The sequence below is a fragment of the Vibrio sp. WZ-1 genome, assembly GCF_052037695.1.
Taxonomy (GTDB): domain Bacteria; phylum Pseudomonadota; class Gammaproteobacteria; order Enterobacterales; family Vibrionaceae; genus Vibrio.
The window spans coordinates 320,802-338,936 of the sequence record NZ_JBQEQR010000076.1; the positions used below are offsets into that span (position 1 = coordinate 320,802).

The 18,135-nt window shown below is 46.0% G+C and carries 16 protein-coding genes; 1 reads left to right on the forward strand and 15 read right to left on the reverse strand.

Features of this window, described 5'->3' with window-relative positions; translation table 11 throughout:
- Positions 1-32: 32 nt before the first annotated feature.
- From alaS to pncC, 4 genes are all read right to left on the reverse strand, one after another.
- A complete protein-coding gene (gene alaS / locus ACTS60_RS14020; protein ID WP_440888723.1) occupies positions 33-2,630 on the reverse strand; it encodes an alanine--tRNA ligase in 2,598 nt (865 codons plus the stop codon).
- Positions 2,631-2,769: 139 nt separating this feature from the next.
- Complete coding sequence (gene recX / locus ACTS60_RS14025) at positions 2,770-3,240, reverse strand: recombination regulator RecX (protein ID WP_440888724.1); 471 nt, start codon at positions 3,238-3,240, stop codon at positions 2,770-2,772.
- 117 nt (positions 3,241-3,357) lie between these two features.
- On the reverse strand, positions 3,358-4,401 hold the full coding sequence (recA, locus tag ACTS60_RS14030; RefSeq protein WP_440888725.1) for a recombinase RecA: 1,044 nt from the start codon (positions 4,399-4,401) through the stop codon (positions 3,358-3,360).
- 200 nt (positions 4,402-4,601) lie between these two features.
- On the reverse strand, positions 4,602-5,084 hold the full coding sequence (gene pncC, locus ACTS60_RS14035) for a nicotinamide-nucleotide amidase (RefSeq protein WP_440888726.1): 483 nt from the start codon (positions 5,082-5,084) through the stop codon (positions 4,602-4,604).
- 85 nt (positions 5,085-5,169) lie between these two features.
- Here pncC and mutS point away from each other — a divergent pair, with 85 nt between their 5' ends.
- Positions 5,170-7,731 carry a DNA mismatch repair protein MutS gene (mutS, locus tag ACTS60_RS14040; RefSeq protein ID WP_440888727.1) on the forward strand — a complete coding sequence of 854 codons (2,562 nt, stop codon included), beginning with the start codon at positions 5,170-5,172 and terminating at the stop codon, positions 7,729-7,731.
- Between the two features lie 88 nt (positions 7,732-7,819).
- Here the strand turns inward: mutS and rpoS are convergent, their stop codons facing one another.
- The 11 genes from rpoS to mazG all read right to left on the reverse strand — a co-directional run bounded on the left by rpoS (position 7,820) and on the right by mazG (position 18,094).
- Positions 7,820-8,806: an RNA polymerase sigma factor RpoS gene (gene rpoS / locus ACTS60_RS14045; protein WP_440888728.1), complete on the reverse strand. Its 987-nt coding sequence runs from the start codon at positions 8,804-8,806 to the stop codon at positions 7,820-7,822.
- Between the two features lie 80 nt (positions 8,807-8,886).
- The gene (locus tag ACTS60_RS14050) at positions 8,887-9,810 is read right to left on the reverse strand and encodes a peptidoglycan DD-metalloendopeptidase family protein (RefSeq protein WP_440888729.1); all 924 of its coding nucleotides are present in this window, start codon (positions 9,808-9,810) and stop codon (positions 8,887-8,889) included.
- A 14-nt stretch (positions 9,811-9,824) separates the two neighbouring features.
- Positions 9,825-10,451: a protein-L-isoaspartate(D-aspartate) O-methyltransferase gene (locus ACTS60_RS14055; RefSeq protein ID WP_440888730.1), complete on the reverse strand. Its 627-nt coding sequence runs from the start codon at positions 10,449-10,451 to the stop codon at positions 9,825-9,827.
- A complete protein-coding gene (gene surE, locus ACTS60_RS14060; RefSeq protein ID WP_440888731.1) occupies positions 10,451-11,227 on the reverse strand; it encodes a 5'/3'-nucleotidase SurE in 777 nt (258 codons plus the stop codon). The genes ACTS60_RS14055 and surE overlap by 1 nt, the downstream gene beginning before the upstream one ends.
- Positions 11,227-12,270 carry a tRNA pseudouridine(13) synthase TruD gene (truD, locus tag ACTS60_RS14065; RefSeq protein WP_440888732.1) on the reverse strand — a complete coding sequence of 348 codons (1,044 nt, stop codon included), beginning with the start codon at positions 12,268-12,270 and terminating at the stop codon, positions 11,227-11,229. Before truD ends, surE begins: the two co-directional genes overlap by 1 nt.
- Positions 12,271-12,315: 45 nt before the next feature.
- Complete coding sequence (gene ispF, locus ACTS60_RS14070; RefSeq protein ID WP_440888733.1) at positions 12,316-12,792, reverse strand: 2-C-methyl-D-erythritol 2,4-cyclodiphosphate synthase; 477 nt, start codon at positions 12,790-12,792, stop codon at positions 12,316-12,318.
- Between the two features lie 14 nt (positions 12,793-12,806).
- Positions 12,807-13,514 carry a 2-C-methyl-D-erythritol 4-phosphate cytidylyltransferase gene (gene ispD, locus ACTS60_RS14075; RefSeq protein ID WP_440888734.1) on the reverse strand — a complete coding sequence of 236 codons (708 nt, stop codon included), beginning with the start codon at positions 13,512-13,514 and terminating at the stop codon, positions 12,807-12,809.
- Between the two features lies 1 nt (position 13,515).
- Positions 13,516-13,797 (reverse strand): cell division protein FtsB, encoded by a 282-nt coding sequence (gene ftsB / locus ACTS60_RS14080; protein WP_440888735.1) that lies wholly within the window; start codon positions 13,795-13,797, stop codon positions 13,516-13,518.
- Between the two features lie 327 nt (positions 13,798-14,124).
- Entirely contained in the window at positions 14,125-15,423 is a 1,299-nt protein-coding gene (gene eno / locus ACTS60_RS14085) for a phosphopyruvate hydratase (RefSeq protein ID WP_061788476.1), read from the reverse strand.
- A gap of 81 nt (positions 15,424-15,504) precedes the next feature.
- Positions 15,505-17,145 (reverse strand): CTP synthase, encoded by a 1,641-nt coding sequence (locus tag ACTS60_RS14090; RefSeq protein ID WP_440888736.1) that lies wholly within the window; start codon positions 17,143-17,145, stop codon positions 15,505-15,507.
- Between the two features lie 151 nt (positions 17,146-17,296).
- Positions 17,297-18,094 (reverse strand): nucleoside triphosphate pyrophosphohydrolase, encoded by a 798-nt coding sequence (gene mazG / locus ACTS60_RS14095; RefSeq protein WP_010450263.1) that lies wholly within the window; start codon positions 18,092-18,094, stop codon positions 17,297-17,299.
- Positions 18,095-18,135 lie beyond the last annotated feature (41 nt).

An 18,135-nucleotide genomic window follows, 5' to 3' on the forward strand; every position in this document is an offset into this window, starting at 1 on the left:
CATTGATTGAGCGTAAGTCATTTTCTAAAAAATTATAGGCGTTCTTCTAGCCAAGGCTGTACAGACTGAATCGCCGCAGGTAGCGCCGCAATATCGGTACCACCCGCTTGAGCCATATCCGGGCGACCACCGCCTTTACCGCCAACTTGCTCAGCAACCATCTTAACTAGGTCACCAGCTTTCACTTTGCCGATAAGGTCTTTGGTTACGCCTGCAATCAGCCCGATCTTGTCATCGTTCACGTTCGCAAGAAGGATAACACCGCTACCTACTTGGTTTTTGATGTCATCAACCATAGTACGTAGGTTCTTGTTATCTGCACCTTCTAGAGCAGCAACCAGTACTTTAGTACCGTTGATATCCTGAACTTTACCCATGATGTTCGCGCTTTCTGCTGCTGCCATCTTGTCTCTCAGTTTTTGGATTTCTTTCTCTAGAGATTTCGCTTTCTGTGCTGATTCAGCCAGTTTCTCTTCGTACTTAGCCGCTTGAGCTTCGATTGCGTCTAGCGCCCCCTCACCCGTTACCGCTTCAATACGACGGATACCTGCTGCGATACCACCTTCAGAAGTAATCTTGAATAGACCGATGTCACCCGTGCTTGATGCGTGGATACCACCACAAAGCTCAGTAGAGAAATCGCCCATAGACAGTACGCGTACTTCGTCATCGTACTTCTCACCGAACAATGCCATTGCGCCTTTCTTCTTCGCAGACTCAATGTCCATCACGTTGGTTTCAACCTTGTGGTTACGGCGAATTTGCGCGTTGACTAGACGCTCAACTTCTTTCAGCTCTGCTGCAGTTACTGCTTCTAGGTGTGAGAAGTCGAAACGTAGACCATCAGCCTTCACGAGTGAGCCTTTCTGAGTAACATGCTCACCAAGCAATTGGCGTAGCGCTGCGTGTAGCAAATGCGTTGCTGAGTGGTTTAGAGAGATAGCTGCGCGACGCTCGGCGTCAACGATAGTTGCTACTTCGTCACCTTTCGCTAGCACGCCTTCTGCCATTACACCGTGGTGTGCGATTGCGTTGCCTAGCTTTTGAGTGTCTTCAACACGGAATACACCAGACTCAGTGCGGATTTCACCAGCGTCACCACATTGACCGCCTGACTCAGCGTAGAATGGTGTCTCACCAAGTACGATGATTGCTTTGTCGCCTGCAGATAGTGAATCGACTTCGTTACCTTCAACAAACATCGCAGCAACTGAGCCAGAGCCTTTAGTGCCAGCGTAACCACAGAATTCTGTTTGCGTATCAACTTTGATTGCTGCGTTGTAGTCAGTACCGAAGTTACCTGCTTCACGTGCACGCTGACGTTGCTCTTCCATCGCTTTCTCGAAACCTTCTTCGTCGATCGCGAACTCACGCTCACGTGCAACGTCATTAGTTAAGTCAGCTGGGAAGCCGTAAGTATCGTAAAGTTTGAATACGGTTTCGCCGTCTAGTACTTTACCGTCCGTTCCTTGCGAAGAAATGTTATCTAGCGCTTCGTTTAGAATCGCCATACCACGCTCAAGTGTACGACCGAAGTTTTCTTCTTCGATACGCAGTACTTTTTCAACCACTGCCTGTTGACGCTTCAGCTCTTCACCAGCCGTACCCATGATGTCTGCTAGTACACCAACCAATTTGTGGAAGAATGCACCTTGTGCACCTAGCTTGTTACCGTGACGAACTGCACGACGGATAATACGACGTAGCACGTAACCGCGACCTTCGTTTGAAGGCATTACGCCATCAACGATCAGGAATGAACATGAACGAATGTGGTCAGCGATAACACGTAGCGATTGGTTTGATAGGTCTTCGTAACCGATTACTTCAGCGGCAGCTTTGATAAGAGCCTGGAATACATCGATTTCGTAGTTTGAGTGAACGCCTTGCATGATTGCAGAAATACGCTCAATACCCATACCAGTATCTACTGACGGTTTTGGTAGCGGTTCCATTGTGCCGTCTGCGTGACGGTTGAACTGCATGAATACGTTGTTCCAGATCTCGATGAAACGGTCACCATCTTCTTCAGGTGTACCAGGACGACCACCCCAGATGTGCTCACCGTGATCGTAGAAGATTTCAGTACAAGGACCACAAGGGCCAGTGTCACCCATTTGCCAGAAGTTGTCTGACTCGTATGGTTTGCCACCTTTCTTGTCGCCGATGCGGATAATGCGGTCTGCTGGAACGCCTACTTTTTTGTTCCAGATATCGAATGCTTCGTCATCTGTCTCGTAAACCGTTACTAGTAGACGGTCTGCTGGCAGCTTAAGAGTTTCAGTTAGAAATTCCCATGCGAAAGCAATCGCGTCTTCTTTGAAGTAATCGCCAAAGCTGAAGTTGCCTAGCATTTCAAAGAAAGTGTGGTGACGAGCTGTAAAGCCAACGTTTTCCAGGTCGTTGTGTTTACCACCAGCACGTACACAACGTTGAGCCGTAGTCGCTCGAGTGTAGGCTCGTTTTTCTAAGCCTAAGAAACAATCTTTAAATTGGTTCATACCCGCGTTTGTGAACAGCAGGGTTGGGTCGTTATGTGGAACTAACGATGAACTTTCTACGATTTGGTGTCCTTTGCTCTCAAAGAACTTGAGGAACGCGTTACGAACCTCATCAGTGCTCATGTACATGCAGCTCTTCCTGAAAATAGTCGAGTTAGAATTTTGCCGTATTGTAGATCATGCAGTCAGCTACGACTAGTTTTCTTGCGGAAAAGAGGGGGTAGAAGAAAAAATTTAAGGTAAAACAAAAATCAACGTGAGTCATTCACTATGAATCTTCGTCCTCAAAGCTCAGCGCGTAGCTAATTTGGTCAAAACTGTAGCCACGATATTGCAGAAATCGCACCTGTTTAGCGTACTCTTTCTGGTCTTTGGCTTTAATTCCTTTGAATTTCTTCTCAGCAGCCATTCTTGCCAGTTCAAACCAGTCTTGTGGCTCTTCTGCCATCGCCATATCAATGATGGATTCTACCACACGCTTTTGGTTCAATTCTTGACGAATGCGGCGCTCACCGTGACCTTTGTAAACATGCTGGCGCACTTGGCTTTTTGCATAACGCAGATCATCCAAATAATTATGGTCGAGACAAAAATTGATTGCCGCTTCTATCTCTGCCTCTTCATAACCTTTTAGAGCCAGCTTTTGGTATAACTCGTATTGCCCATGGTCACGACGGCTCAATAATTGAATAGCCGCTTCTTTGCTGGATAAGCTCGGCGCTTGACGCTTTTGGTACATAGTGTTCCTAAAACTATTTTTGCTATACAGACTTTTATTGTCCTACGGTTTTGATTTCAGCAGATACAACAAAGCCCCGCATAGCAGGGCTTTGTTCAATATAATTCAATCAGAAGATTAAAACTCTTCTTCTTGCTCTGATTTTTCAGCTGATTCTGGCGCTTCAGGCAGTGCTGGTGAAAGTAGCATTTCACGCAACTTAGCATCGATAGTCTTACCGATTTCTGGGTTTTCGCGTAGGTAGTTACAAGCGTTTGCTTTACCTTGGCCAATCTTGTCGCCTTGGTAGCTGTACCATGCACCCGCTTTTTCAACTAGCTTGTGCTTCACGCCTAGGTCAATCAGTTCACCTTCACGGTTGAAACCTTGGCCGTACATGATTTGCGTGTTTGCTTCTTTAAACGGTGCTGCAATCTTGTTCTTAACAACTTTGATGCGCGTTTCGTTACCTACTACTTCGTCACCTTCTTTGATTGCGCCAGTACGACGGATATCTAGACGAACAGAAGCGTAGAACTTAAGTGCGTTACCACCTGTTGTTGTTTCTGGGTTACCGAACATCACACCAATCTTCATACGGATTTGGTTGATGAAGATACACATACAGTTAGACTGTTTTAGGTTACCCGTTAGCTTACGCATTGCTTGAGATAGCATACGTGCTTGAAGACCCATGTGGCTATCGCCCATTTCGCCTTCGATTTCTGCTTTCGGTGTTAAAGCTGCAACTGAGTCGACAACCATAACGTCGATAGCACCAGAACGTGCAAGTGCGTCACAGATCTCTAGCGCTTGCTCACCAGTATCAGGCTGAGAAACCAATAGTGCATCGATATCAACGCCAAGTTTCTTCGCGTATACAGGATCTAGAGCGTGCTCTGCATCGATAAACGCACAAGTTTTACCTTCACGTTGCGCAGCAGCGATAAGCTCAAGAGTTAGTGTTGTTTTACCTGAAGATTCTGGACCGTAGATTTCTACGATACGACCCATTGGTAGACCACCAGCACCCAAAGCGATATCAAGAGAAAGAGAACCCGTTGAGATGGTTTCTACGTCCATTGCGCGGTTATCACCAAGGCGCATGATAGAGCCTTTACCGAATTGCTTTTCAATTTGACCTAGCGCAGCGGCGAGCGCTTTCTGTTTGTTCTCGTCCATTACTTTCTCCGATTTATTCATCTTCTTTGGGCGACGAATAGTAATTCATTTTTCTTAAGCAGAAGAACTGCTCAGCAATGAAAGTTATTATACTGTTGATTCATACAGTGTCTATACCTGTATGAAAAAAATTTAGCTGACCTAAAGTTATGATTTGCTCTAGCCCTTATCAATGCTGGGCTAACGCAATTTGAGAAATTCTAGATCAAATGCTGGTGCAGTTGAGTCAGTGCATGCTCGACCGCTTTTTTGCGAACTTCGGCACGGTCACCGGTGAAATGCTTGGTTTCTACCAGCTGCCAATTTTGATTATCAGCAAAAGCAAAACAGACTGTACCTACGGGCTTTTCTTTACTGCCCCCACCCGGCCCTGCAATACCACTGATGGACACGCCGATGGTAGCATTTGAGTTTTTAATTGCGCCTTGTACCATTTCAATTACAACTGGCTCACTCACTGCACCATGCGCTTCTAGCGTTGCAGCTTGTACGCCAAGCATCTCCATTTTGGCTTCGTTACTGTAAGTCACAAACGCACGGTCTAGCCAAGCAGAACTACCAGCAATATCTGTAATAGCGGTTGCAACACCACCACCTGTACATGATTCCGCTGTCGTTAAAACATGCCCGTGCTTAGCCAATAACGCACCTAAATCGGCACTCAATTTTGTTGCTCTTTCCATAGCCAAAAATGCCCTTTGTCTCTTTTTACTTGATAGGGATTCACGTATCCTAAGCCGCTACGGAAATAAACAAAAGTACTTACCTGTGAAAGCTGAACAAAAACACACTCCGATGATGCAGCAATATCTCAAGCTAAAGGCTGAGAACCCAGAAATTTTGCTGTTCTACCGCATGGGCGACTTCTACGAACTTTTCTATGATGATGCGAAACGTGCATCTCAATTACTTGATATTTCGTTGACCAAACGCGGCGCATCGGCAGGTGAACCTATCCCTATGGCTGGCGTTCCATTCCACGCCGTTGAAGGTTACCTAGCCAAACTTGTTCAGCTTGGTGAGTCTGTGGCGATCTGTGAACAGATTGGCGATCCAGCAACCAGTAAAGGCCCGGTTGAACGTAAAGTGGTACGTATCGTAACGCCAGGTACCGTGACGGATGAAGCACTGTTATCTGAGCGTATCGATAACCTGATTGCGTCGATTTACCATCACAACGGAAAATTCGGTTATGCGACCTTAGATGTGACCTCCGGTCGCTTCCAATTGGTTGAGCCAGAAACCGAAGAAGCGATGGCCGCTGAACTGCAACGTACCGCACCTCGTGAGTTACTCTTCCCTGAAGATTTTGACCCCGTACATTTGATGTCGAATCGCAACGGTAACCGCCGTCGTCCTGTCTGGGAGTTTGAACTCGATACTGCAAAACAGCAGCTGAACCAACAATTTGGCACGCGCGATTTGGTTGGCTTTGGTGTTGAGCACGCATCACTTGGTCTGTGTGCTGCTGGCTGTTTGATCCAGTACGTAAAAGACACTCAGCGTACTGCTTTGCCGCACATTCGTTCATTGACATTTGATCGCCAAGATCACTCCGTCATTCTTGATGCGGCAACACGTCGCAACTTAGAGCTGACGCAAAACCTATCTGGCGGCACTGATAATACACTAGCTGAAGTTCTTGATCACTGTGCAACCCCTATGGGCAGCCGAATGCTGAAACGCTGGTTGCATCAACCAATGCGATGTGTAGATACCCTCAACAACCGTCTTGATGCGATTGGTGAAATCAAAGATCAAAGTTTGTTCACCGACATTCAACCTATCTTCAAGCAGATTGGTGATATTGAACGTATCCTTGCTCGTTTGGCGCTTCGCTCGGCACGTCCGCGCGATATGGCTCGTCTACGCCATGCGATGCAACAACTGCCAGAGTTGGAAGCTGTCACTTCTTCTCTCGCTCACCCATACCTTAAAAAGCTGGCTCAATTCGCTGCGCCAATGGATGAAGTATGCAATTTGCTAGAGCGCGCAATCAAAGAAAACCCACCAGTAGTTATTCGCGAGGGCGGCGTGATTGCGGAGGGCTACAACGCGGAACTTGATGAATGGCGTAAACTTGCAGATGGCGCAACCGAGTATCTAGAAAAACTCGAAGCTGACGAACGCGAACGTCATGGTATCGACACCCTAAAAGTTGGCTACAACGCTGTACATGGTTTCTTCATTCAGGTAAGTCGTGGGCAAAGCCACTTGGTTCCACCACACTATGTCCGTCGCCAAACACTGAAAAACGCTGAACGCTACATCATTCCAGAGTTGAAAGAGCATGAAGATAAGGTTCTCAATTCAAAGTCAAAAGCGCTAGCAGTAGAGAAGAAACTGTGGGAAGAGCTGTTTGATCTGTTGATGCCAAACCTTGAGAAGATGCAAAACCTTGCTTCGGCGATTTCTCAGCTAGACGTATTACAAAACCTAGCCGAGCGTGCAGATTCACTTGATTACTGTCGCCCAACTTTGGATAAAGAAGCGGGCATCAGCATTCAAGCCGGCCGTCACCCTGTCGTTGAACAAGTGACTAGCGAACCATTTATTGCCAACCCGATTGAGCTTAGTTCAAACCGTAAAATGCTGATCATCACTGGTCCAAACATGGGTGGTAAATCGACCTATATGCGCCAAACCGCATTGATTGCTTTGATGGCTCACATTGGTTCATACGTACCTGCAGAATCGGCTCATATTGGCTCTCTAGACCGCATCTTTACTCGTATCGGTGCATCTGATGATTTGGCATCTGGTCGCTCAACCTTCATGGTAGAAATGACTGAAACAGCCAACATTCTTCACAACGCTACTAAGAACAGCTTGGTACTAATGGATGAGATCGGTCGCGGTACCAGTACTTACGATGGTCTGTCTTTGGCATGGGCAAGTGCAGAATGGCTTGCAACTCAGATTGGTGCAATGACGCTGTTCGCAACGCACTACTTCGAACTGACTGAGCTGCCAAACCTACTGCCAAACCTAGCCAACGTTCACCTTGATGCGGTTGAACACGGTGACAGCATTGCCTTTATGCATGCAGTTCAAGAAGGTGCGGCAAGCAAGTCTTATGGTCTAGCAGTTGCTGGTTTAGCTGGTGTTCCAAAGCCAGTGATTAAGAATGCGCGTAACAAGCTGTCGCAACTTGAACAATTAGGTCAAGACAATGATTCGCCTCGCCCTAGTACGGTCGATGTGGCAAACCAACTCAGCTTGATCCCAGAACCAAGTGATGTTGAACAAGCATTGTCGAATATCGATCCTGACGATCTAACGCCGCGTCAGGCATTGGAAGAGCTTTACCGCTTGAAGAAGATGCTCTAGTTCCTGAACTTATCCAGTAAAACGCAAAAAGGCTATGGTACCCCATAGCCTTTTGTTTGTTCTGAACTCGCCTCTATAGCGCTTCTACCTAATCATCTTCTACGTTGAAAAGATTTTCCATATTCAGACCTTGCTTAATCAAGATCTCACGTAGTCGACGCAACCCTTCCACTTGGATCTGACGAACACGTTCGCGTGTTAGACCAATCTCACGTCCCACTTCTTCAAGTGTTGATGGCTCATAGCCAAGCAGACCAAAACGACGTGCAAGCACTTCTTTCTGTTTTGGGTTCAACTCTTCTAGCCAATGGATCAAAGAAGCCTTGATGTCATCGTCTTGAGTTGAAACTTCTGGGTCAGAATTGTTGCCGTCCGGAATAATATCCAACAGCGCTTTCTCACCGTCGCCACCGATTGGTGTATCAACTGAGCTAATACGCTCGTTAAGGCGAAGCATTTTGCTTACGTCTTCTACTGGGATATCTAGCTGTGCAGCAATCTCTTCTGCTGTTGGTTCATGGTCGAGCTTCTGAGAAAGTTCACGCGCGGTACGCAGATAAATGTTCAGCTCTTTAACCACATGAATTGGCAATCGGATGGTACGGGTCTGGTTCATCAACGCACGTTCGATCGTTTGGCGGATCCACCACGTCGCGTAAGTTGAGAAACGGAAGCCTCGTTCTGGATCAAACTTCTCTACCGCACGGATCAAACCTAGGTTGCCCTCTTCGATAAGATCAAGCAGTGCTAGACCGCGATTGCTGTAACGACGAGAGATCTTCACTACCAGACGTAAGTTACTTTCAATCATACGCTTTCGAGCAGCTTCATCGCCACGCAATGCACGTCGAGCATAAAGTACTTCTTCTTCTGCTGTGAGTAGAGGTGAGAAGCCGATTTCACCTAGATAAAGCTGTGTTGCATCTAAGCTTTTGTTACTCGCATCAAATTCCTCTCTTTGCGAGCTCTTCTCTTTTTTGGATGGTGATTTTGTAAGTTCGTTATTAATGCGGCCTACTGCTGCATCTTCATAATCAAACTCTTCAACTTTGGTTACTGTGTTGCTGATACTCATAACGCCTCCCCCTGGCGAGTTAGCAAGACATGACAACTCAATATGTCGCTAAATGATGTCGCAAGTTGTTATTCAAAGTTTTAAGGCAAATACCGCTTTGGATTAACGGACTTACCTTGATAACGAATTTCGAAGTGAAGCCTAACCGATTTCGCACCCGAACTACCCATGGTCGCGATTTTTTGTCCAGCTTTAACACTTTGACCTTCTGAGACCAGCAATCGATCGTTGTGAGCGTATGCACTTAAATAATTTTCGTTATGTTTAACTATTATTAAGTTGCCATAACCTCGTAGCGCATTACCAGAATACACAACGGTGCCGGTTGCGGTTGAAACGATAGGTTGACCACGCTGTCCTGCGATGTCGATGCCTTTATTTCCTTGTTCGCCCGCTGAAAAATTCTTAACTACTCTCCCTTTTGTAGGCCACAACCACTTAGACACTTTGTCATTTTTTACTGTCGTTGTAGGCGCTGGCTTCTTAACATTTTGGTTACCTTTTGAACCAACATACTCTTTTGATTTCGATTGTTCAACCTTCTTTGGCGGCTGTTTTTGTGCAACTTTTGTCGTAGTTGGCTTAGGTTGTTGAGTAGAGCTTTTACTTGAATTTGACGACTTTGACGCTGTTGATGTTTTAGTCACTGGAGCAGGTTTCACCACAACCACTGGTGGGACAACGGGTTCAACTTTATGACCAAATTTAGGTGAATTATATTTCGGAGCCCAAAGTTTTAGCTTCTGGCCCGGAAAGATCGTGTAAGGTGCGTCAAGTTCATTGTAACGAACCAGTTCTTTTACATCCTTGTCTGTGACGTAAGCTATAAAATAAAGGGTATCGCCTTTCTTTACTTCATAGTAACTGCCTCGATAACTACCGCGCTCTACCGTTGAGTAATCTTTATTTATGCTTGAGACAGGTGCAGGTGAGTGAGCCGCGCAACCAACCAGTCCTGCAGCTAACAAACAGCTAATACCAAAACGATGTAATAACTTCTTCACCTAGTCTTTAACCTTTAAGCCAAATCACCTGCAACTAATGGCACAAATCTTACCATTTCTACCACGGTTGACAGATATTGTTCACCCTGACGTTCAATTTTTAATAGCTGTTGCTCTTCTTCACCAACAGGAATGATCATCTTACCGCCGTCTTTCAGCTGAGATAAAAGTGCTTGGGGAACACTTTCCGCAGCTGCAGTCACGATAATCGCATCGAACGGACCTTTCGTTTTCCATCCGAGCCAACCATCTCCATGTTTGGTCGATACGTTATAAATATCTAATTGCTTCAGGCGACGCTTAGCGTCCCATTGCAGAGATTTGATTCGCTCAACGGAATAGACATGATCCACAATTTGAGCGAGAACTGCCGTTTGATAACCCGAGCCCGTGCCGATTTCTAAAACATTACTGTCCGATTTTAAATCTAACAACTCTGTCATTTTCGCCACGATGTAAGGCTGAGAAATGGTTTGTCCCTGACCAATTGGTAACGCATTGTTGTCGTATGCTTGGTGCATCATTGCTTGTGAGACAAAACTCTCACGCGGCAGTCGATAAATCGCATCCAACACACGTTGATCACTGATGCCACTGGAGATAAGAAATGCTATCAACCTGTCAGCATGTGGGTTAATCATTAATTCTCTTCCTTTAACCAACTATCCATTGCGCGCAGCGACTCGTGAGCAGTGAGATCGACCTGCAGTGGTGTGATTGAAACAAAGCCATGTTCAATTGCGTAAAAGTCCGTACCGATGCCAGCATCTTGCTCTTTGCCCGGAGGACCGAGCCAATAGATATCATGTCCGCGCGGATCTTTCTGCTTAATCATATTCTCAGCGTGATGACGCGCACCCAAGCGAGTCACTTCTATCTCACCAAGTTCTTCAAACGGAAGATCAGGCACGTTTACATTCAATAAACGATTGGTTGGAATTGGGCGGATCAGATGCTGCTCAACCAACTGGCGAGCAATTTTAGCAGCCGATTCAAAATGTTGTTTACCGACTAGAGAAAAAGCAATCGCCTGAACACCAAGAAAATGTCCTTCCATCGCAGCAGCCACCGTACCGGAGTACAGCACATCATCACCTAGGTTAGCGCCGTGATTGATGCCTGACAACACAAGGTCAGGCAAGTCATCTTTCATCAACTCATTCAGCGCGAAGTGCACGCAGTCTGTTGGCGTACCTTGCACAGAGAAAGTCTTAGGCGCAATCTCGGTCACTCGTAATGGTTGCTCTAGCGTCAGTGAGTTAGACGCACCAGAACGGTTTCGGTCTGGTGCTACAATCGTCACTTCAGCAATGTTTCTTAGTTCATCAGCAAGCGCATGAATTCCCTGAGCATGCACGCCGTCATCATTGCTGAGTAGTATTCTCAATGACTTCGCGTTTGGTGAATCCATTTCCATTAGTATTCTCTTTCTACCTTTTCTTCGATGACCAACTCACGCACGATTGAAGTCGCAAATGAGCCTGCATCTAGCGAAAACGTTAGTGTGATGTTGTTGCCATCGACAGTCCAAGCTAAGTTTTGTGGCTTAAGTGCAATATCACGACGATCATGGCGCATACGGTTACCACGAATCAAAGCCATCAAGTCTGGCTCTTCATCTAAGAAAGGTTGCTCTAAAGTAAGTGCATCCGCTTGAGTTGGCAGCGCATTATCACCTGCTAGGGCTGCGGTAATTGCCACTGCACCTTGAGCAAATTGTGCTTGTAGATCTGCGATGTTACTTGCATCCACCAACTGAGTGCCAGAAGTTGTCTGCGCAATATCACCATCGATGAATTTATCAAACACACCATTTTCTAGACGAGCTGAAACGATGCGGTTGAAGATCCAAGAACGAGCCGCTGACAAATACATGCTACGCTTGTTTTGGTTACGAGTACGAACGTTCTCGCGTCCCCATCGACGTGCTTCTTCTAGGTTATTGCCATCGTTACCAAAACGCTGACTACCAAAGTAGTTCGGCACACCCACTTGTTTCACTTTTTCAAGGCGTTGCTCAACATCCGTCACATCTGTCACTTCAGACAAAGTAACCACGAACTCGTTCCCTACTAGGTCACCTGGACGCAGTTTTTTATTGTGACGGTCTGTGGCAAGGATTTCGATGCTTGGGTATTGTGCCAAAAATGCTGAAAAGTCTGGCGTATCACCTTTTGGTAAATGCACACTTAGCCACTGTTCAGTCACGGCATGACGGTCTTTAAGGCCCGCCCAGCTAACGTCTTTTGACTTAACACCACAGGCTTTTGCTAGTTCGTTAGCAACAAAACTGGTGTTCTCACCTGTTTTACGGATACGAACCATTAAGTGCTCGCCTTCACCCGTAAAGGCAAAACCTAAATCTTCGCTAACCTGAAAGTGCTCTGGCTGCGCTTTGATTTTTGCAGATGCAACTGGCTTACCTGTTAGGTAAGCCAATGAAGATAAAATGTCTGACATGATGTGTTTCCGCTGATATCACAGCTTAGAGGAGCAAATTGCTAGTTATTGCTTAAACAGAAGTACAACTGCTTCCGTTGCAATGCCTTCTTTGCGTCCAGTAAAACCAAGACGTTCTGTCGTCGTAGCTTTTACGTTAATGTTACTAATATCGGTTTCGAGGTCTTCGGCAATAGCTGCACACATTGCGTCAATGTGCGGTGCCATCTTCGGCGCTTGTGCCATGATAGTGACATCTGCATTACCAAGACGGTAGCCTTGTTCTTTGACTCGACGGTAAACGTCTTTCAATAATTCACGGCTATTTGCGCCTTTCCATTTGTCATCCGTGTCTGGGAAGTGACGGCCAATATCACCCGCAGCAATAGCGCCTAATAGAGCATCCGTTAACGCATGAAGTGCAACATCACCGTCTGAGTGTGCAATCAAACCTTGTTCGTAAGGTACAGCAACACCACCGATAATAACTGGGCCTTCACCGCCAAATTTATGTACATCGAAACCATGACCAATTCGAATCATTTTCTATCCTTTGTTTACTCGCCGCGCTCACGGCTTAGATAAAACTCGGCTAACGCAAGATCTTCTGGCTGAGTAATTTTTATGTTGTTCGCATTCCCTTGAACCAAAGCGGGCTTTTCACCTAGCCATTCCAGAGCCGAAGCCTCATCGGTAATGGTGGCACCTTGTTCTAATGCGTCAGTCAGCGCTTGTGTTAGTTGCTGAGTTTTAAACATTTGTGGGGTTAGTGCATGCCACAATGCTTCTCTATCTACCGTATGATCGATGTCTTGTGCGGTGTTTGCTCGCTTCATGGTGTCTCTCACTGGAGAGGCGAGGATGCCCCCCGTTGGATGAGCGCAACAAACATCAATCAAACGGTCAATGTCGGATTTTAATACACACGGTCTTGCTGCATCGTGGACCAAGACCCACGTGCTTTCTAGGTGTGCACTTACATAGTTTAGCCCTGATAGCACAGAGTCTGCCCTTTCTTTGCCACCAGCCACACGGATCACATCAGGGTGCTGAGCAATGGACAGTTCAGGGTAATATGGATCGCCGTCGGTAATCGCCACGACAACCTTGGAAATCTTTGGGTGAGAAAGAAGTTTCTCTACGGTATGTTCTAATACCGCCTTTCCGTCGATTAAGAGATATTGCTTAGGGCGGTCCGCCTTCATGCGACTGCCAACACCGGCGGCTGGTACAATAGCAATATGAGATAAAGCCAACTCTGACATATTAGTGCTCGTCCTCGTCAATAATACGATAGAAAGTCTCGCCATTTTTGACCAAACCTAACTCGTGTCGCGCACGTTCTTCAATCGCATCAAGACCTTGTCGTAAGTCATCAATCTCAGCGAACATCTCGTTATTACGAGCTTGCAGCTTGCTGTTTACTTGTTGCTGCACTTCAATTTCATCTTCTACTGTGTAGTAGTCAGACACCCCATTTTTGCCAAACCAGAGGGTATATTGAAGCCAGCCAAACAGTAACGTAAGGGCTATAACAAAGATTCGCATATCGTTGCTAACATTCTGTACCGGAAGGAATTAGATAAGGTGACATATATAGCATAAATGCGTGGTTGGCTCTAGGGCAGAAAAAGAGACTCACACGCTCCTTACAGGAAAAAAGCAGCAAAATGAAACAAAGAGATTTCCGACTCTCTCCTTCGCTGTTCTAGGGAATGACAAATGAGTGTTGGACGAAAGGTGCCAAAAAGCAAAGTCCACTCTAACCTCTCTAAGCGAAGCGTTCCTGTTTTTTAGATAAAAAAAACGCCCCACCGAAGTGGAGCGTTTCAAAGCGTTAAGCTAATAATTCGCTAAGTTTAGAACCTAGGGGAATTATTGACCTTTAACTTCTTTAAGACCGTTGAAAGGAGCGCGCTCACCTAGAGCTTCCTCGATACGGATTAGTTGGTTGTACTTAGCAACACGGTCAGAACGGCTCATAGAACCAGTTTTGATTTGACCTGCAGCTGTACCTACCGCTAGGTCAGCGATAGTTGCATCTTCAGTTTCGCCAGAACGGTGAGAGATTACTGCTGTGTAACCTGCGTCTTTAGCCATCTTGATTGCAGCTAGAGTCTCAGTTAGAGAACCGATTTGGTTGAACTTGATAAGGATAGAGTTAGCTACGCCTTTCTCGATACCTTCAGCAAGGATCTTAGTGTTAGTAACGAATAGGTCGTCACCTACTAGTTGAAGTTTGTCACCTAGTAGTTCAGTTTGGTGCTTGAAGCCAGCCCAATCAGACTCGTCTAGACCGTCTTCGATAGAAACGATTGGGAATTGGTTAGCTAGCTCAGCTAGGTAGTGGTTAAACTCTTCAGAAGTGAAAGTTTTACCTTCGCCTTTCATGTTGTAGATGCCAGCTTCTTTGTCGAAGAACTCAGATGCAGCACAGTCCATAGCTAGAGTAACGTCTTTACCTAGTTCGTAACCAGCAGCTGCAACAGCTTCTGCGATAACTTCTAGAGCTTCAGCGTTAGACTTAAGGTTAGGAGCGAAACCACCTTCGTCACCAACTGCAGTGCTGTAGCCTTTAGACTTAAGAACTTTAGCTAGGTTGTGGAATACTTCAGCACCGATACGTAGACCTTCTTTAAGAGTCTTAGCACCAACTGGTTGGATCATGAACTCTTGGATGTCAACGTTGTTATCAGCGTGCTCACCACCGTTGATGATGTTCATCATTGGTAGAGGCATAGAGAACTGACCAGCAGTACCGTTTAGCTCAGCGATGTGCTCGTATAGAGGCATGCCTTTAGCTGCTGCTGCAGCTTTAGCGTTTGCTAGAGAAACAGCTAGGATAGCGTTCGCACCGAACTTAGATTTGTTTTCAGTGCCGTCTAGTTCGATCATTACTGCGTCGATTGCAGCTTGGTCTTTAGCGTCTTTGCCAACTAGAGCTTCAGCGATTGCGCCGTTTACAGCTTCAACAGCTTTAAGAACACCTTTACCTAGGAAACGTGCTTTGTCACCGTCACGTAGCTCAAGAGCTTCGCGAGAACCAGTAGATGCGCCAGATGGAGCTGCCGCCATACCTACGAAACCGCCTTCTAGGTGTACTTCAGCTTCTACAGTTGGGTTACCACGTGAGTCGATGATTTCACGACCTAGAACTTTAACGATCTTAGACATTGAATGTTTCCTTCTCGTTGAATATATAATGTCAAAATTAAAGGCAGCAACACAGCTTACGTTACTGCCTGTATTCCTTACTTACTTCTCGAAATCGCCACGCTGGTATTCGCCAGCAGCTTTTACGAAACCTGCGAACAATGGGTGACCATCACGCGGTGTTGATGTGAACTCTGGGTGGAATTGAGCCGCTACGAACCATGGGTGAGCTGGGTTCTCAATTACTTCTACCAGTTTCTTGTCCGCTGACAGACCAGATACTTTAAGGCCTGCTTTTTCGATTTGCGGACGAAGATTGTTGTTTACTTCGTAACGGTGACGGTGACGCTCATGAATTGTCGCGTTGCCGTATAGTTCACGAGCTTTCGTACCTTTTTCTAGGTGACACAGCTGTGAACCAAGACGCATAGTACCACCAAGATCAGACTTCTCGGTACGTTCTTCAACTTTACCTTCGCCATCAACCCATTCTGTGATCAAACCTACCACAGGGTACTTAGTGTCTTTGTTAAATTCTGTTGAATGTGCACCTTCCATACCCGCTACGTTACGCGCGTATTCGATCAGTGCTACTTGCATGCCTAGACAGATACCTAGGTAAGGAACGTTGTTTTCACGAGCGTATTGAGCAGCGCGAATCTTACCTTCGATACCACGGTCGCCGAAACCACCAGGAACAAGGATTGCGTCTAGACCTTCTAGGATCTCAACGCCTTTGTTCTCTACATCTTGAGAATCAACGTACTGAATCTTAACGCTCAGACGGTTCTTAAGACCAGCGTGTTTCAACGCTTCGTTTACTGATTTGTATGCATCTGGTAGTTCAATGTACTTACCAACCATACCAATCGTCACTTCTGCCGTTGGGTTAGCTTCTTCGTAAATTACTTGTTCCCACTCAGACAGATCAGCTTCTGGCGCATTGATGCCAAAGCGAGCACAAACAAGATCGTCTAGACCTTGAGCTTTGATTAGCTGAGGGATCTTGTAGATTGAATCTACATCTTTCATTGAGATAACTGCTTTTTCTTGTACGTTACAGAAAAGAGCAATTTTCTTACGCTCGTTCGCTGGGATCATACGATCGCTACGACAAACTAGAATATCAGGTTGGATACCGATAGATAGCAGCTCTTTAACAGAGTGCTGAGTTGGCTTAGTTTTCACTTCACCTGCAGCTGCTAGGTAAGGGACTAGCGTTAGGTGCATGAACATTGCGCGTTCACGGCCTAGTTCTACTGCAAGCTGACGAATCGCTTCCATAAATGGTAGAGATTCGATATCACCTACTGTGCCACCGACTTCAACGATAGCAACATCATGGCCTTCAGAACCTGCGATTACGCGGTCTTTGATAGCGTTAGTGATGTGAGGGATAACCTGAATAGTTGCACCTAGGTAATCGCCACGACGCTCTTTACGTAGAACGTCAGCGTAAACACGACCAGCAGTGAAGTTGTTGCGCTTCGTCATCTTGGTACGAATGAAACGCTCGTAGTGACCAAGGTCAAGGTCAGTCTCTGCGCCATCTTCCGTAACGAACACTTCACCGTGTTGAGTTGGGCTCATTGTGCCTGGATCAACGTTGATGTAAGGGTCAAGCTTCATCATAGTCACTTTAAGACCACGAGCTTCTAGAATAGCTGCAAGAGATGCTGCTGCAATACCTTTACCTAGAGAGGATACAACCCCGCCAGTAACAAAAATGTAATTTGTCGTCATGTTTAACCTGAAATTGGTTGAATGAGGGAAATGGAGTGCTTCTGGACGGGACGTAAATATACCAGAAGCTCCTTAACGCCACAACGTGAAATCTATCACACTGCAATTTTTTATTTTTTGCTTCAAATCAAAGTCGCGTATTCATGTATTTTCATCTTTGTTCATCTAGCTTCACTTCATCCCACATAGAATCAAGCTCATCTAGCGTAAAGTCTGTGAGCTGCTTACCATGCGCTGCAACTTTAGTTTCCACGCCTTTAAAGCGTTTCGAGAACTTTAAGTTAGCCTTTGCCAGTGCCACTTCTGGGTCTTTCCCTAAGTGACGCGACAGGTTCACAGTTGCAAATAAAAGATCGCCTAATTCAAGCTCAACCTTTTCCTCATCCGGATTAATTTGAAGCGCTTCTTCCATCACCTCTTCAATTTCTTCCTGCACTTTTCCAACAACCGGACCAAGCGAGTCCCAATCAAAACCATATTTGGCGCACTTTTTCTGGATCTTTGTGGCACGCGAAAGTGCAGGTAGAGAGTTTGGTATTGAGTCTAGAATACTTTCTTCAGCTTTGCCTACTTGAGCTTTCTCTTTCGCTTTTTCCGCTTCCCAGTTTGCGTTAATTTCATCATCCGATTCGAACTCTACATCAGAAAAAACATGCGGATGACGACGAGTCAGCTTTTCGTTAACCGTTTCGACCACGTCAGAAAAATCAAACAGTCCCTGCTCTTTCGCCATTTGGCTGTAGAAAATCACTTGAAACAATAAGTCACCCAACTCTTCTTGCAAGTTCGGCCAATCGCGGTTTTGAATCGCATCCACCACTTCATAGGTTTCTTCAATGGTGTGCGGAACAATGGTGTCGAAGGTCTGCTTTAAGTCCCAAGGGCAACCGCTTTCTGGGTCACGCAGCTTCGCCATGATTTGTTCTAACTGTTCAATTGGATGACTCATTTCCTGTTCCTGTAAACCTTTCTATCTAAAGAAAAAGGTGA